This window comes from Microbacterium sp. MMO-10 (genome assembly GCF_037148715.1).
Taxonomy (GTDB): domain Bacteria; phylum Actinomycetota; class Actinomycetes; order Actinomycetales; family Microbacteriaceae; genus Microbacterium.
Genome location: NZ_JBBCSV010000001.1, coordinates 207,184 through 220,374 on the forward strand (window position 1 = coordinate 207,184; position 13,191 = coordinate 220,374).

The window sequence follows — 13,191 nt, forward strand, 5'->3', positions numbered from 1 at the left end:
GAGGGGATGGCCGAGCGCCGGTGGAGGCACGGCGCAGGGACCCGGTGCGGGACGGCTCAGGGGCCGGCGTCCGCCGCGGCGGCGACCTGCTCGGCGCCCCGCGCTGCGAAGAGGATCGTGTAGTGGTTCACATCGTGCACCTCGACGACGCGCAGCTGCGGCACGAGTGCCGCGAAGCCTTCGAGCGCCCCGGGCGCGTAGAGCGGTTCCGCGTCGAGCAGCCCGCGCGGCGCACGCAGCACGGTCACGGGCATCCGCAGTCCGCGCAGCGCCTCGACGTACCACTCCGGGCCGTACAGCTCGCCGCCGTCCTGCAGCATCGCCGCCGCGACGGTGGACGAGCGCAGGTGCGGGGCCGCGCCGTCCAGGTCGTGCCGCGCGTAGTCCTCGACCGCGGGACTCCAGTCCCGGGCGAACGCCGGATGCGCGCGCCAGAAATCCAGGTACGCGTCCTCGTCGGCGAACTCCATCGACAGCCGTCGCGCGGCGGGACCGAGCAGCGCCGCCACGTCGAGGTCGTCGCCGTCCGTCGCTCCGGGCGGAAGTGCGAGGGGGAACCCGCCGTCGACGAGCACGAGGCGCGCGACGAGATCCGGCCGCGCCCCGGCGAGCGCGACCGCGACGAACGCACCCATCGAGTGCCCGATCACCGTGCGCCCCCCGCCGCCGTCCGCCTCCAGCAGGGCGGCGAGATCCGCCGCGTGCCGGCGCAGCCCGTACGGCCCGGGCAGCGCGTTGCTCCGCGCCCGGCCGCGCAGATCGGGGGCGAGGATGCGCCGCTCCGGCAGCAGCGCGGCGACCGTGTCCCAGCAGCGGCCGTTCGCCGTGATGCCGTGGATCGCGAGTACCGCGTCCGCGTCGGTCCCGGGGCCGAAGGAGGTGACGGCGAGCGCCGGCTCGTCGGTCCCGGGGCCGAAGGAGGTGACGGCGAGCGCCGGATCCTCGTCGCGGACGGCTTCCGCGGTCATCGCGCGCTCCATCCGCCGTCCATCGTGTACGACGAGCCGGTGACGGACGCGGCCATGGGCCCGCACAGCCAGAGCGCGAGATCGGCCACCTCCTCGGGCTCGAGCAGGCGCTTGATCGCCGACTCGACGAGCATGACCTTCTCGATCACCTCCGACTCGCCGATCCCGTGCGCGCGCGCCTGATCCGCGATCTGCTTCTGCACGAGCGGCGTGTTCACGTAGCCGGGGTTCAGACAGTTGCTCGTCACGCCGTGCGGCCCGCCCTCGAGCGCCGTCACCTTGGACAGGCCCTCCAGCGCGTGCTTGGCCGTGACGTACGCCGACTTGTACTCGCTCGCGCGCAGCCCGTGCACGGAGCTGATGTTGACGATCCTCCCCCAGCCGCGGTCGTACATGCCGGGGAGCACGGCGCGGGTGAGCAGGAACGGCGCGGTCACCATGATGTCGAGCATGCGCCGGAACGTGAGCGGATCGAACTCGACGATCGGCGCGACCGTCTGGATCCCCGCGTTGTTCACGAGGATGTCCGCCTCGAAACGGCGTTCGGCGAGGGCGTCGAGGTCGCCGAGGTCCAGCACGAGGCTCTCGCCGCCGATCTCCGCGGCGCATGCCTCCGCGGCCTCCGCATCGCGGTCGACCACCACGACGTGCGCGCCGTGGCGTGCGAACGCCCGGGCGCACGCGGCGCCGATGCCGCTCCCGCCGCCCGTGACCAGGGCGGTGCGCCCCGCCAGCTCGGTGCCGTTCCCCGGGGGTCGCTGTTCTGCCATGCCCAGCACGGTACTTCACGGACATGCACGACGGAAGGGATCCCCGCTATGCAAAACTGCACAGATGGACGCGCATTTCCCCGCACCGCCGCTGAGCGCGGACGACCTCCTCGTGCTCCTCGCGGTGGCCCGCAGCGGGCGGTTCACGAGCGCCGGCCAGCAGCTCGGACTCAACCACACCACCGTCGCCCGGCGCATCGCGGCCCTCGAGACGCAGCTCGGCGGGCGCGTGCTCTCCCGCGAGGGCGCGGGCTGGGACCTCACCCCGCTCGGATCGCGCGCCCTCGCCGCCGCGGAGGGCGTGGAGCGCGCCCTCGGCCGGCTGGAGGATCGCGACGGCGGCCGCATCGCCGGGCTCATCCGGCTCTCGGCGACCGACGGATTCAGCGGCTTCGTCGCGGCGCCCGCGATGGCGGCGCTGCGGCGCGACCACCCCGACGTGTCGCTCGAGGTCATCACCTCGACCCGGCAGGCCTCGCAGCAGCGCACCGGGGCGGATCTGGAGGTCGTCGTCGGACGCCCGCAGGTGCGCCGCGCCCGGGCGATCCATCTGGCCGACTACGCGCTGGGCCTGTACGCCAGCCGCGAGTGGCTGCGCACCCACCCGATGCCGCAGGATCCGGAGGATCTGGCCGGGCAGCCCCTCGTCTACTTCATCGAGTCGATGCTGCACGTCGACTCGCTCGACGACGCGCGTCGCGCGGTCCCCGGGATGATCGACTCGGTCGCGAGCACCAACGTCTACGTGCACGTGGACGCGACGCGCGGCGGCGCCGGATACGGGCTCCTTCCCGCCTTCCTCGCCGACCCGCACGACGACCTCGTACGGGTGCTCCCGGACCTCATCGACGAGCGCCTGCCGTACTGGCTCATCGCCCGCCCGGAGGCGTTGAACCAGCCGGCGATCGCGGCGTTCCTGGACGCGCTCCAGCAGCGCCTCGCCGAGGTGCGGCCCCGTCTGCTCGGCGAGCGCTGAGCCCGGCCCCGCCCGCCTCACCCCGCCCGTCACGCCCACCCCGGTCCGTCACACCCACCCCGCCTCTCCACTTCCGAGTCGTCCCCCTGAGCACGATCTCTGGCTCGTGCTCAGGGGGACGACTCGGAAGTGGGAACCGGGGGGACCGCAGTGGCACGCTGTATCCATGAAGACCCTGCTCCTGGCCCGTCATGCCAAGTCCGACTGGGACGTGGCGGGACTGCGCGACCACGACCGGCCCCTGAATGCGCGGGGTCTCAGAGACGCCCCCGCGATGGCGCGGCGTCTCATCGACGAGGGCGTCGCCGCGCAGCGGATCGTGTCGAGCACCGCCGTGCGAGCGCGGCGCACCGCCGACGAGTACGCGGCGGCGTTCGGGATCGCGCCGGACGAGGATCCCGACCTCTACGCGGCGTCCGCCCGCACGATCCTGCGGGTCGCCGCGGCCCTTCCCGACGAGGTCGAGGTCGCGATGCTCGTCGGCCACAACCCGGGGATGGCGGACGCGGTGGCCGAGCTCACCGGATCCTTCGTCGAGTTCCCGACCTGCGCCGTCGCCGAATGCTCCGTGGACGTCGGATCCTGGTCCGAGCTGATCGAGGGCTCGGGCCGGCTGCGTCGCCTGCGCACCCCGCGCGACTGACCGCCCGACCTCCACAGGTCGGAGCGGATACCGCGACCGGGATCAGGCCATCGCCGCGGCGGCGGCCTCGTCCTCGGTCGTCGCGACGAGCTGTCCGCAGGCGCCGTCGATCTCCTTGCCGCGGGTGTCGCGGAGGGTCGTCGGGATGCCGGCGTCGTTCAGACGGCGGACGAACTCGTCCTGCACGTCCTTCTCCGACGCGGTCCAGATGGATCCCGGAGTCGGGTTCAGCGGGATCGGGTTCACGTGCACCCAGCCGCGACCGCGGGCGTTGAGCTTCTCCGCGAGCAGGTCCGCACGCCACGGGTGGTCGTTCATGTCCTTGATCAGCGCGTACTCGATCGAGACGCGACGGCCCGTCTTCTCGAAGTAGCCGCGGGCGGCGTCGAGCGCCTCGTCGACCTTCCACCGGGAGTTCACCGGGATGAGCTCATCGCGGAGCTGATCGTCGGGGGCGTGCAGCGACAGCGCGAACGTGACCGGGATGTCCTCGTCGGCGAGCTTGTTGATCGCCGGGACCAGGCCCACGGTGGAGACGGTGATGCCCCGGGCGCTCATGCCGAGCCCCTCGGGCTGGGGCGCGATCATGACGCGCACCGCATCCATCACGCGCTTGTAGTTGGCGAGCGGCTCACCCATCCCCATGAACACGATGTTCGAGACGCGCTCCATCGAGTGGTCGTCGGCCTTCTTGCCGCCGAGCCCGCCTTCGGCGATGAGGCGGTTCGCGCGCACGATCTGCTCCACGATCTCCGCCGTCGACATGTTGCGCGTGAGCCCCGCCTGGCCGGTGGCGCAGAACGGGCAGTTCATGCCGCAGCCGGCCTGGCTCGACACGCACAGCGTGATCCGGCCCGGGTAGCGCATGAGCACCGACTCCACGAGCGCGCCGTCGTGCAGGCGCCACAGGAACTTGATCGTGTCGCCGCGGTCGGTCTCCAGGCGCCGCACCTCGGTGAGCAGCGGCGGCAGCATCCCGGCCACCAGCTCGTCGCGCTGACCCGCCGGCAGATCCGTCATGTGGGCGGGATCCGACGTGTAGTGCGTGAAGTAGTGCGTCGCGAGCTGCTTGGCGCGGAAGCCGGGCAGACCCAGCTCCTTGACCTTCTCGACGCGCTCGGTGGGCGTGAGGTCGGCGAGGTGCACCGGGGGCTTCCCCCGCTTGGGGCTGGCGAACTGCAGGAGCGGACGCCCCTCGGCGTCCTTCTTCTGCGTCCAGCCTTCGGTGGCGGGGCGCACCTGGGCGGCGCGCTTCGTGGGCGCGCCGGAGCGGGCGGACGCAGGAGTCTCGGACATGTCTTCCAGGGTAGGGCCTGCAAGGTGCGAAGGCGCTGGGCGCGGCCCGGCGGATCCGCGCCGTACGCTGGCGGCATGCCCCTGTGGATCTGGATCCTCCTCGTCGCCGTCATCGTCATCCTGTTCGTCGTGATCGCCGTGACGCTGCGGGCGATCCGGCCGAAGGCGCCGGAGCCGCTCGGGACCGTCCTCGCGACGCCGACGTCCGCGCCCGCCGACCCCGCCGCCCCGTCGCGTCGCCGACCGCAGTCCGCGGATCCCGGGCCGCTCACCCCGGCCGTGATCGCCGAGATCGACGCGCTCGTCGCCGGCGAGCAGAAGATCTCCGCCATCAAGGTGCTGCGCGAGCACTCCGGCCTCTCGCTGCGCGAGGCGAAGGACCAGATCGACGCGTGGGTGCCGTCCGCATCCGGCGCGGTGGAGGCGCCGCCCGTCTCCCTCGAGCGCTCCGGTCGACGCCCGGCGGGAGCGCCGCCCTACATCGGCGGGCTCACCGCTGCCGACGCCGTCGCGCAGCTCTCCGCGGAGGTGCGCGCGGAGATCGGCCGGCTCATCGCCGCCGATCAGAAGATCGCGGCGATCAAGCTGCTGCGCGAGGAGACCGGGCTCGGCCTCAAGGACTCGAAGGACGCCGTCGAGTCCTGGCGCTGAACGGCCGGTCCGCGCCGGATCCCCCGAGCCTCGACGGGATTCCCGCCCGCTCAGCGGACTCGGATCCGGCGATGGTATACCATTCCTATGACCTTCCCCGTATCTTCACGTGCACGCACCGTCGGCGTGCTCGCGGGACTCGGCGTGGCCGCGCTGCTGATGTCAGGCTGCACCGCGAGCACGATCGAGGCCGTCGCCCTCCCGACCGTGACCGCCACCCCGCCGCAGACCCCACCCGCCCCCTCACAGAGAACCGAGGCTGAGATGACCGCCCTGAACTCCCGCCTGTTCGACGCCGCATCCGCCGGGGACGCCGATGCGGTCCGGACCGCGATCGCCGAGGGCGCCGACCTCGAAGCCCGTGGAGCAGGCGGGATGACCGCCCTGATCGCCGCCACCAAGGGCAACCGGATCGACGCCGCCCTCGCCCTTATCGACGCCGGGGCCGACGTGAACGCCAAGGACGACATCGTGGACTCGGCCTACCTCTACGCCGGGGCGCGCGGCCACGACGAGATCCTCCGGGCGACCCTCGATCACGGCGCCGACCTCCGCAGCACGAACCGGTTCGGCGGCACGGCCCTGATCCCCGCGTCCGAGCGCGGCCACCTCGGCACCGTGAAGATCCTGCTCGCCGCGGGCGTGGATCCCAATCACGTCAACAACCTGAACTGGACCGCGCTGCACGAGGCGATCGTGCTCGGCGACGGCTCGCAGACGTACGTCGACATTGTGCGCACCCTCATCGCCGGCGGGGCCGACGTCGCCATCCGCGACGGTGACGGCGTGCTGCCGCGCGAGCTCGCGGTCGCGCGGGGCTACCGCGACATCGTGGCCGCGATCGACAAGGCCTGAGCCCGACCCCGGGCGCAGAACTCAGGCTGAATCCGCCGACGCACGCACGGCAGGGCCGTTCCACCCGGAACACGAACGTCCAGCCTGAGTTGCGCGGAGCGGATCCGCGCAACAGTCGCAATGCGGGGCCCCGCCCGGAGTGCGTGCCCCGCAAGGGCTCCTCGACGAGCTCCGACGCAACTCAGGCCAGGCGGGCAAGGATGGCCCCGATCCCGTCGTAGTCGGGCTGGATCCGACAATCCAGCCTGAGTTGCGCGGCCGTGGGCGCCCAGACCCGACCCGGGCCGCCCGCTCGGTCCGGGAAACCCCGGAACCGCTCGCTCCAGGAAGGCCCGCGCCGCCGCTCAGTCCAGGAAGATGTCCGGGAACAGCTGGTCGTCGGGGGTGCCGGGCACGGCGGCGTAGCCGGAGAAGTCGGTGACCCCGGCCGCCTCGAGCACGTCCTCGACGATGAGCGTCTGACCGGTGTACTCACGGGCCGGCTGCGTCAGCACCGCATAGGCGGCGTCGGCATACACCTCGGGGGTGCGGCTGACCTTCATCATGCGGTCGCCGCCGAGCGCGAACTGCACCGCGGCGGTCGCGATGGTCGTGCGGGGCCAGAGCGTGTTGGCCGCGATGCCGTCCTTCGCGAACTCGGCCGCGAGACCGAGGGTCGCCATCGTCATCCCGTACTTCGCGAGCGTGTACCCCGTGTGCGCACCGAGCCACCGCGGCGTGATGTTCAGCGGCGGCGACAGCGACAGGATGTGCGGGTTCGGGGCGTCCTTCAGTACGGGGACCGCCGCGCGGGACAGCATGAACGTGCCGCGCACGTTGACGTCCTGCATGAGGTCGTACTTCTTGGCCGCGAGGTCGAGGGATCCCGACAGGTCGATCACGCTCGCGTTGTTGATGACGATGTCGATGCCCCCGAACTCGCCCTGCGTCTTCAGGACGGCGTCGATCACGCTCTCGTCGTCGCGCACGTCTCCGACGATCGGCAGCGCCTGACCGCCCGCCGCGCGGATCTGCTCCGCCGCCGAGTGCACGGTGCCCTCGAGCTTCGGATGCGGGGTGTCGGTCTTCGCGAGCAGGGCGATGTTGGCTCCGTCGGCCGCCGCACGCAGGGCGATCGCGAGGCCGATGCCGCGGCTGCCGCCGGACATCAGGATGGTCTTGCCGGCGAGGGGCTTGTTCTCGGTCATGTGGTCCTCAGGTCTCTCAGGTCTCTGGAGGGCTGTCAGTGCTGTTCCGGTCGCAGGAGATGTCGTTCTGAGCGCGGGGAAGCGACATCTTCTGCGACGGGAGCGAGGAGACGGGATCCGGTCAGCGCGGCGCCATCCGGATCGCGCCGTCGAGACGGATCGTCTCGCCGTTCAGGTATCCGTTCTCGACGATCTGCTGCACCAGCGCGGCGTACTCGTCCGGGCGGCCGAGGCGGGCCGGGTACGGCACCTGCTCGCCGAGGGAGTCCTGGGCGGCCTGCGGCAGGCCCGCGAGCATCGGGGTCTCCATGATGCCGGGGGCGATCGTGCACACCCGGATGCCGTAGCGGGCGAGCTCGCGGGCGATCGGCAGCGTCATCGCGTGCACGCCGCCCTTCGAGGCGGAGTAGGCGGGCTGGCCGATCTGTCCGTCGAACGCGGCGACGCTCGCCGTGTTCACGATGACGCCGCGATCGCCGCCGTCCGCGGGCTCGTTCTTCGCGATGACGGCCGAGGCCTGCGAGATCACGTTGAACGTGCCGACGAGGTTGATCCGGATGATGCGCTCGAACGCGGCGAGGTCGGCGGGGTTGCCGTCGCGGTCGAGCACCTTCGCGGGCGGCGCGATGCCCGCGCAGTTCACGACGATGCGCAGCGGAGCCGCGGCCTGGGCCGCGGCGACGGCGGCGGCGACCTCCTCGGCGCTGGTCACGTCGGCCGGCGCGAAGACCCCGCCCAGCTCGGCCGCGATCGCGGCGCCCTGCGACGAGGGGAGGTCGATGATCGTGACGGTCGCGCCGGCGGCCGCGAGGCGGCGGGCGGTGGCGAGGCCGAGCCCCGAGGCGCCACCTGTGACGAGAGCTCCGGATCCTGCGATCTGCATGGGCGTTCTCCTTCGAACCTGCAACTGAGTCTCAGTTTACGTGAGTCTGCGTCTCACGCATATCGAGGGAGGTCCGAGCCGACCTCCCTCGACAGCGAGCCTACGGCTCCGCGCCCTTCTCCGCCCGCCTCCGGTCAGGCGGGCTCAGCGCTCCTGCGTATCGCGCTCCGCAGCGATCCGGTCGGCCTCCGCGCTCTCGATGAGGTCCTCGTTGAGGTCGGGGTCGAGCTTCTCGTCGCCGTCGGGATCCTCCACGAGCGGGGAGTCCGGGTTATCCGGGTCCGCCGGGTGCTCCGGGTCCTCCGGGATCAACGGCATCGCGGGGTTGTTCGTCATGGTCTCACTCCTTCGTTGTTACGGGGCGGGAGCGACTGCTCTCCGCCTCTGCGATGGTCCGCGCGCGGCCGGCGCCCGGACGCATCAGTGGTCGCGCAGCAGATGGATGAGCTCCTGCTTCCTCTTGCCGGAGTAGCCGTGCAGGCCGAGCTCCTTCGCGCGATGGCGCAGCTCGTCCACGGTCCAGTCGTCATAGGAGCCGGATTCACCGCCACGCCGGCCCACCGCGCTGCGCCCCTCCTTCGCCGCCGCGTTCGAGATGCGCGCGGCCTTCTGCTTCGAGTTCCCCTCGTCGCGCAGCTTCTCGTAGAGCTCGGGATCCTTCAGCTCCGGCTGACCGGGCATGTCGTCCTCCTTCGTCGCGGTGCGGTCGCTCCTCGTGATGCGGCCGCTCGTGGGCGCCACGCTACGAATCGGCCTCGCCCTCGACCACGGGGTTGACAAAACCCGATTCGCGTCCCGGCGCGCCGCGCGCTCGCGTGCCCGCGCCCCGCACCCGCGTGCTAGACGCGACCGCCGTCGTCGATCTGCATCTCGTCGACCTGGGTCGGCTCGGGGATGAGCCGAAGCCCCGCGGGCGTGTTCGCCAGCTGGCTGAGCGCTTCGACCCAGAGCCGGTTGAGAGGCGGACGACGGCCGCCGTGATAGGTGAAGACCATGGTGCTGCCGGGGTGGATCCAGACCGCCGTGCGCCCGTGCCCGACGCTCGGGTCGTCCTTCCAGGTGAAATAGAAGGGCTCACCTCGGCGGAGCTTGTTGGCGACCACCATCTGCACGTGGGCCAGCGCACGGTCGTCCAGATCCGCATGCGTCTGACCCTCATAGGTGAATCTGCCCATATCGTTCACAGCCTCCTCGGCTCTTGCCCGCGTATCGTCCGTCCCCGAGAACCATCATCGCCCGCGCCGGAGCACGATGGCAGCCCCTCGACGGAGAGGATGCGGCCGTGGTACTCGTACGGAGCGCGAAAGCGGATGCGACGGAGCGAGATCGAGGAGGACCGGATGGGAATCATCTACTACGGCGGGGCGGAGTCGCCGATCCACATCGAAGACGCGGTGCTCGCCCATCTCAAGATCGTGATCGCCACGAAACTGCGCCGCAACGAGAGCTTCACCCTGTCCTTCCAGCACGGAAACGGCGAGCCGACGGGGCGGACCACGATCTGGCTGCATCCGGCGATCCCCCTGCGCTTCGTCTTCGACGAGCCCGTGGCACCCGAACTGGATCCCGGGCTCATCAAGGACCTCGCCAGCTCCGCCAACACCTCAGGGGGCATCGCGATCAAGCGCGAGCACATCCTGAGGGCGAGCGGCGGGACGTACGACCCGGAAGAACCGGGAGAGTGAGGAGAACATCATGGAACCCGAGATCCCTGTGCTGCCCGAGGTGCACCGGTGGTGGCCCCACCTGTCCGCGCGCTCCAAGCAGAAGCTCCAGGAGCAGGAGGACGGCCTCGTTCCCGACGACGTCCGCGAGGAGATCGAGCGGATCGTCGGCGGGACGGTCGAGCCGACCGCACGGCTGAGCGACGGCGATCGCACCTTCATCCGCACCCAGCAGGAGATGGTCGACTAGCGCGCGGAATCGCGCTCCTCCGACGCGTCGCGCTGTCCGGCCTCCGCCTCATGCTCGGCGGCGTCTCTGGCCGCCTCGGATCGCTGCGGGTAGTCCGGGCGCTCCGGTTGCTCGCGCTGATCGGAGAACTCCCCGCCTTCGCGGCCGCCGAACGGGCGGCCGTGGTCCGCGTACTCGTCGCGCACGAAGACGAGCCGCCACGGCCCGAGCGTGAAGCGCGCGCCGGTGCGCAGCACCTCGACGTCCCGCCGCTCCTCCTCCGCCGACTTCTCGATGTTCGCGCTCGTCTCCCCCGGCCCGCGCATGTCGAGCTCGTACTCGTCCCGGGAATCGTGGCGGATGATCGCGTGCACCGGCTCCGTGTCGGGCAGGCGCAAACCCGCATCCCGGCCCGAGCCGATCGTGACCCCGTCGTCCGGGATGTCGAACACCAGCCGGCTCTCCGCCGAGGCCACGAGCAGCCGCGGTCGTCCGGCGCCCCAGTCCGCGTGCGTCGTGGGCTCGGGATGTGCTTCCGTCTCGTTCATGACTCGGGTCCTTCCTGGGTTCCGTGGTGGATGCGATCGCTCAGAGATGGCGACCGCCCGTGACCGGGATGATGCCGCCGGAGACGTAGGATGCGTCCTCCGATGCGAGGAAGACATAGGCTCCCGCGAGCTCCGCCGGCTGTCCGGCGCGACCGAGCGGGGTGTCCTCGCCGAACACCGGGAGCTTGTCCGGCCAGCCCGTCGCGGGGATCAGGGGCGTCCAGATGGGGCCCGGTGCGACACCGTTGACGCGGATGCCGTGCGGGCCCTGCTGCTCGGCGAGCATCTGGACGAAGGCGACGAGCGCCGCCTTCGTGAGCGCGTAGTCGAACAGCCCCGGCGACGGGTCGTAGCCCTGGATGGAGGTGGTCGCGATGATCGAGGATCCCGGACGCAGATGCGGAAGCGCCTCCTGCGCGAGCCAGAACGGCGCATAGAGATTGGTGCGCATGACCCGGTCGAACTCCTCCGGCGGGATCTCGTCGATCTCGCCCCTGCTGCGCTGGTAGCCGGCGTTCAGGACGAGGATGTCGAGACCGTCGAGGCTCTCCGCGGCATCCGCGATCAGCTCCGCGCACTGATGCTCGTCCGTGAGGTCGCCCGGGAGCAGCACCGCGCTCTTGCCCGCCTGGCGGATCCACCCCGCGGTCTCCTCCGCATCGGCCTGCTCCTCCGGCAGATAGCTGAGGGCGACGTCCGCCCCCTCGCGGGCGAACGCGATCGCGACCGCCCGCCCGATCCCGGAGTCGCCGCCCGTGATCAGCGCATGCCTGCCAGGCAGGCGGCCGGAGCCGCGATAGCTCTCCTCGCCGTGATCGGGACGGGGTTCCGTCTCCTGCAGCAACCCGGGCTGGTCGTTGTGCGGATCCGGCGGATCGTGCAGCGGGCGATACTTCGTGCGTGGGTCGGTCATGCTGTAGCTCATGCCGGGCACGCTAGACAGGGCTCGCCGCCGTCACGAGGGGCTTGACGTTCGTGGGCGCAGTGCCTACGCGCGACGGCGCCGCCGACTCTCCGCCGTTGTGCGCGCGACGGTTAGCCCCCGCCGAGCCGCCTGTCAAGAGCCATGACCCCGGCCGATCCACCGCGCATCCTCGATCATGACGAGGGGAGTGAGATGTCGATGACGACACCGACGCGCTTCGAGATGCGCCGGCTCACGGAGGACGAGTGGTTGATCCTGGACGACGGCTTCGAGCGCAACGACGCCCGGCACACGGTCGCCTGCGTGAGCCGCGTCTGCGCGGATCAGGTCGACGTCGTGTGGCTGCGGCCCGTGGCGGAGAGGACCCGCTATGCCTCCGTCGCCGACGTGCTGGAGGCCGTTCGCACCGCACAGTCTGCACGGCCCGGAGCCGATGAAGCGTGGTGAGGACCGCCCCCTGCCATCGGGAAGCCCCCGCCGTCAAGCCCCTGTCCTCCCGCCCGCGCCCGTCCTACGGTGATTCCGCGCCGCACCCGCGGCACGGAAGGAGTCCGTCATGAACATCCTCTTCGTGATCATCATCATCGTCGCGATCATCCTCGCCATCACCGGTGGCCTCGTGCAGTCCCTGAACTTCCTCCTCTGGGTCGGACTGGTGCTGCTCGTCCTCGCCGTGATCGCCTGGCTGCTGCGGTCGCTCACCGGTCGCCGGACGCCCTGAGCCGCACGCGCTGAGGCACCTGCCCGACCCGATCGACGAGGATCCGGAGCAGGGACCTGATTCGGGGAGGGCCGGTGACACCGGCTCTCCCTGCTTCGTCGCGGGGCAGGATGGATCCATGAGCATCCCCCTCGGCGACGTCCCGATCCCCGAGCGCGTGCTCGCCCTGGCCCGCGGCGCTGCACTGACGCCCGTGTGGGAGAACGGCATCGGCGGCCTCACGTTCCGCACCGACGACGGCCGGTTCGTCAAGTGGGGCCCGCGGCATCTCGAGGCATCGATGGCCGCGGAGGCGGAGCGGATGGGCTGGGCGTCGACGTGGATCACGGTGCCCCGGGTGCTCGCTCAGGGCGAGGACCGCACGCACGAATGGCTGGTCACCGCAGCCCTCCCCGGGCGCAGCGCCGTGGACCCGCACTGGATCGCCCGCCCCGAGATCGCCGTCCGGGCGGTGGGGTCGGCCCTGCGCGCCCTGCACGACGCCCTTCCTCCGGAGCGGTGCCCGTGGGGCTGGGGCGTGACGGCGCGCCTCGCGAACGCCGCGGAACGCGGTTTCGCCGTGCCGGAGCGGCTGCACGATCCGCCGTCGATCGACCGGCTCGTGGTCTGCCACGGCGACGCGTGCGTGCCCAACACGCTCCTCGATGACACCGGCCGGGGCATCGCGCACGTCGATCTCGCGGCGCTCGGCACGGCGGATCGCTGGGCGGACATCGCCGTCGCGTCGATGAGCACCGAGTGGAACTACGGCCCCGGGTACGAAGACCTGCTCATCGAGGCTTACGGCGTGGAGCCCGACCGCGAGCGCCTCGCCTACTACCGCGACCTCTGGGACGCGACCTGAGGGGATCCCTTCGGTCGCGCGCCGGGTGGGG

Annotated in this window: 19 protein-coding genes; 9 read left to right on the forward strand and 10 right to left on the reverse strand. The window is 71.5% G+C overall.

Features of this window, described 5'->3' with window-relative positions; translation table 11 throughout:
- Window positions 1-56: 56 nt before the first annotated feature.
- The gene (locus WFJ17_RS00850) at window positions 57-968 is read right to left on the reverse strand and encodes an alpha/beta fold hydrolase (RefSeq protein ID WP_251442625.1); all 912 of its coding nucleotides are present in this window, start codon (window positions 966-968) and stop codon (window positions 57-59) included.
- On the reverse strand, window positions 965-1,738 hold the full coding sequence (locus WFJ17_RS00855) for a 3-hydroxybutyrate dehydrogenase (RefSeq protein ID WP_336647403.1): 774 nt from the start codon (window positions 1,736-1,738) through the stop codon (window positions 965-967). Before WFJ17_RS00855 ends, WFJ17_RS00850 begins: the two co-directional genes overlap by 4 nt.
- A 64-nt stretch (window positions 1,739-1,802) precedes the next feature.
- Here WFJ17_RS00855 and WFJ17_RS00860 point away from each other — a divergent pair, with 64 nt between their 5' ends.
- Complete coding sequence (locus WFJ17_RS00860; RefSeq protein WP_251442630.1) at window positions 1,803-2,714, forward strand: LysR family transcriptional regulator; 912 nt, start codon at window positions 1,803-1,805, stop codon at window positions 2,712-2,714.
- 166 nt (window positions 2,715-2,880) lie between these two features.
- Window positions 2,881-3,357, forward strand: coding sequence for a SixA phosphatase family protein (locus tag WFJ17_RS00865; RefSeq protein ID WP_336647404.1), 477 nt, complete (start codon window positions 2,881-2,883; stop codon window positions 3,355-3,357).
- Between the two features lie 42 nt (window positions 3,358-3,399).
- Here WFJ17_RS00865 and rlmN read toward each other — a convergent pair whose 3' ends face one another.
- Window positions 3,400-4,653: a 23S rRNA (adenine(2503)-C(2))-methyltransferase RlmN gene (gene rlmN / locus WFJ17_RS00870; protein ID WP_251442636.1), complete on the reverse strand. Its 1,254-nt coding sequence runs from the start codon at window positions 4,651-4,653 to the stop codon at window positions 3,400-3,402.
- 75 nt (window positions 4,654-4,728) lie between these two features.
- On the opposite strand from rlmN, the gene WFJ17_RS00875 reads away from it, so the two are divergent.
- Together WFJ17_RS00875 and WFJ17_RS00880 are read left to right on the forward strand one after the other, a co-directional pair.
- Entirely contained in the window at window positions 4,729-5,304 is a 576-nt protein-coding gene (locus tag WFJ17_RS00875) for a ribosomal protein L7/L12 (protein ID WP_336647405.1), read from the forward strand.
- Window positions 5,305-5,391: 87 nt separating this feature from the next.
- Entirely contained in the window at window positions 5,392-6,159 is a 768-nt protein-coding gene (locus tag WFJ17_RS00880) for an ankyrin repeat domain-containing protein (protein ID WP_336647406.1), read from the forward strand.
- Window positions 6,160-6,503: 344 nt separating this feature from the next.
- Here the strand turns inward: WFJ17_RS00880 and WFJ17_RS00885 are convergent, their stop codons facing one another.
- The 5 genes from WFJ17_RS00885 to WFJ17_RS00905 form a co-directional block, all read right to left on the reverse strand.
- Window positions 6,504-7,346, reverse strand: a complete 843-nt coding sequence (locus tag WFJ17_RS00885; protein ID WP_251442644.1) for an SDR family oxidoreductase — start codon at window positions 7,344-7,346, stop codon at window positions 6,504-6,506.
- Window positions 7,347-7,467: 121 nt separating this feature from the next.
- Window positions 7,468-8,229: an SDR family NAD(P)-dependent oxidoreductase gene (locus WFJ17_RS00890; protein WP_251442646.1), complete on the reverse strand. Its 762-nt coding sequence runs from the start codon at window positions 8,227-8,229 to the stop codon at window positions 7,468-7,470.
- 144 nt (window positions 8,230-8,373) lie between these two features.
- The gene (locus WFJ17_RS00895; protein WP_336647407.1) at window positions 8,374-8,565 is read right to left on the reverse strand and encodes a hypothetical protein; all 192 of its coding nucleotides are present in this window, start codon (window positions 8,563-8,565) and stop codon (window positions 8,374-8,376) included.
- Between the two features lie 84 nt (window positions 8,566-8,649).
- Window positions 8,650-8,910 (reverse strand): DUF7218 family protein, encoded by a 261-nt coding sequence (locus WFJ17_RS00900; RefSeq protein WP_251442650.1) that lies wholly within the window; start codon window positions 8,908-8,910, stop codon window positions 8,650-8,652.
- A gap of 158 nt (window positions 8,911-9,068) precedes the next feature.
- Window positions 9,069-9,404 carry a DUF7882 family protein gene (locus WFJ17_RS00905; RefSeq protein WP_251442652.1) on the reverse strand — a complete coding sequence of 112 codons (336 nt, stop codon included), beginning with the start codon at window positions 9,402-9,404 and terminating at the stop codon, window positions 9,069-9,071.
- Between the two features lie 165 nt (window positions 9,405-9,569).
- On the opposite strand from WFJ17_RS00905, the gene WFJ17_RS00910 reads away from it, so the two are divergent.
- Together WFJ17_RS00910 and WFJ17_RS00915 are read left to right on the forward strand one after the other, a co-directional pair.
- The gene (locus WFJ17_RS00910) at window positions 9,570-9,914 is read left to right on the forward strand and encodes a DUF7882 family protein (RefSeq protein ID WP_251442655.1); all 345 of its coding nucleotides are present in this window, start codon (window positions 9,570-9,572) and stop codon (window positions 9,912-9,914) included.
- 10 nt (window positions 9,915-9,924) lie between these two features.
- Window positions 9,925-10,143 (forward strand): hypothetical protein, encoded by a 219-nt coding sequence (locus tag WFJ17_RS00915; RefSeq protein WP_251442658.1) that lies wholly within the window; start codon window positions 9,925-9,927, stop codon window positions 10,141-10,143.
- Here the strand turns inward: WFJ17_RS00915 and WFJ17_RS00920 are convergent.
- Both WFJ17_RS00920 and WFJ17_RS00925 read right to left on the reverse strand, forming a co-directional pair.
- The gene (locus tag WFJ17_RS00920) at window positions 10,140-10,670 is read right to left on the reverse strand and encodes an FHA domain-containing protein (protein ID WP_336647408.1); all 531 of its coding nucleotides are present in this window, start codon (window positions 10,668-10,670) and stop codon (window positions 10,140-10,142) included. The genes WFJ17_RS00915 and WFJ17_RS00920 overlap by 4 nt on opposite strands.
- Window positions 10,671-10,710: 40 nt before the next feature.
- Window positions 10,711-11,595, reverse strand: a complete 885-nt coding sequence (locus WFJ17_RS00925; RefSeq protein ID WP_251442664.1) for an SDR family oxidoreductase — start codon at window positions 11,593-11,595, stop codon at window positions 10,711-10,713.
- 192 nt (window positions 11,596-11,787) lie between these two features.
- On the opposite strand from WFJ17_RS00925, the gene WFJ17_RS00930 reads away from it, so the two are divergent.
- The 3 genes from WFJ17_RS00930 (at window position 11,788) to WFJ17_RS00940 (ending at window position 13,160) form a co-directional block, all read left to right on the forward strand.
- The gene (locus WFJ17_RS00930) at window positions 11,788-12,042 is read left to right on the forward strand and encodes a hypothetical protein (RefSeq protein WP_251442667.1); all 255 of its coding nucleotides are present in this window, start codon (window positions 11,788-11,790) and stop codon (window positions 12,040-12,042) included.
- A gap of 109 nt (window positions 12,043-12,151) precedes the next feature.
- Window positions 12,152-12,316, forward strand: coding sequence for a hypothetical protein (locus WFJ17_RS00935; RefSeq protein WP_251442670.1), 165 nt, complete (start codon window positions 12,152-12,154; stop codon window positions 12,314-12,316).
- A 118-nt stretch (window positions 12,317-12,434) separates the two neighbouring features.
- A complete protein-coding gene (locus WFJ17_RS00940) occupies window positions 12,435-13,160 on the forward strand; it encodes an aminoglycoside 3'-phosphotransferase (RefSeq protein ID WP_336647409.1) in 726 nt (241 codons plus the stop codon).
- Window positions 13,161-13,191 lie beyond the last annotated feature (31 nt).